This window comes from Klebsiella sp. HMSC25G12, from assembly GCF_001807705.1.
Lineage (GTDB): Bacteria > Pseudomonadota > Gammaproteobacteria > Enterobacterales > Enterobacteriaceae > Klebsiella > Klebsiella variicola.
In genome coordinates, this window is sequence record NZ_KV789822.1 from 1 (window position 1) to 1104 (window position 1104).

1 protein-coding gene is annotated in these 1104 nt (G+C 61.0%); it reads right to left on the reverse strand.

The features are described from left to right. Positions 1-11: 11 nt before the first annotated feature. Positions 12-551 (reverse strand): single-stranded DNA-binding protein, encoded by a 540-nt coding sequence (gene ssb, locus HMPREF3096_RS04765; RefSeq protein ID WP_070544321.1) that lies wholly within the window; start codon positions 549-551, stop codon positions 12-14. Positions 552-1104 lie beyond the last annotated feature (553 nt).

A 1104-nucleotide genomic window follows, 5' to 3' on the forward strand; every position in this document is an offset into this window, starting at 1 on the left:
TTCATCATGGTTTAAAAGGGCGCATCGTCATCCATTGGTGGGAAATCATCCGGGAGTGGCTGAGGCGGTTGCTGAGACGGAGCCGCATCCTGACGGCCTTTCTTACCGCCCTTCGCTTTCGGGGATTTAGCCGGGGCCTGAGCAGGTTGTGCCGGGGTGGCAGGACTCTGCGGCGCGGCGCTCTCAGGCTCACCGGATTCACGGCGGCCGCCGAGCATCTGCAGGGTGCCGTTCTGGCCGACCAGCACCTCGGTGACGTAGCGCGTGACTCCGGCATCGTCCTGCCAGTTGCGGGTGCGCAGCTGGCCCTCGATGTAGACCTGTGCGCCTTTACGCAGGTATTCGCCCGCCACTTCCGCGAGCTTGCCGAACATGACAACACGGTGCCATTCGGTGTTTTCGCGCATCTCTCCCGTCTGCTTATCACGCCATGTTTCGGACGTGGCCAGCGTCAGGCTTGCCACTGCGCCGCCGTTGGGCATATAACGCACGTCCGGGTCCTGTCCCAGATGTCCGACCAGAATGACTTTATTAACGCCACGTGCTGCCATGATGAATCTCCTTACTCTGTTGTTTTGCCTTTAAAAACCATCACCCGTTGAGTTGCCGGGGCCGCGGTTTTGACTTTGTGCGGGGACCTGCTGAACCAGCCCCTGGATATAACCTTCACCCGTTTGAGAGCCGTTCGCCGCAAGGGCAAAGACGCCACGGCCTGACGCATCTGTCCGGGGCAGGACACAAAAGTTTTTGCGGTTCCATGCAAAAAGTTTTGTGGACTGTTCATTACACCCTGGACAGCCAATGCGACAGGTTGTGGCTATGTCAGCCCGGGCGAATGGACTCAAAAGGGTGATACGGGTACCAGGGGAAAGGAGCAGGCACCCGCCGCAACGACGGAACGCGCGGGCGCGAAACGGCGTTGCCCTGCAGAGTGCCGGCAGGTGTATCGACGGCACGGTGAAAGCGGCGCGGCCGGAACGGTCGCAGCAAGCGCTGCCGTTGACCTCAGACATCAGACACTAGCCGTCAGGCCCGAAACCGCGCAGCGGGTTCGGCGGAGCTTACCGCGTCTTTTCGCGGTTAGCGGAGTGTGGCTCGACGACC

Excerpts from the sequence above, each read along its gene's own strand:
- ssb (WP_070544321.1), bottom strand. The coding sequence starts at position 551 with ATGGCAGCACGTGGCGTTAATAAAGTCATTCTGGTCGGACATCTGGGA.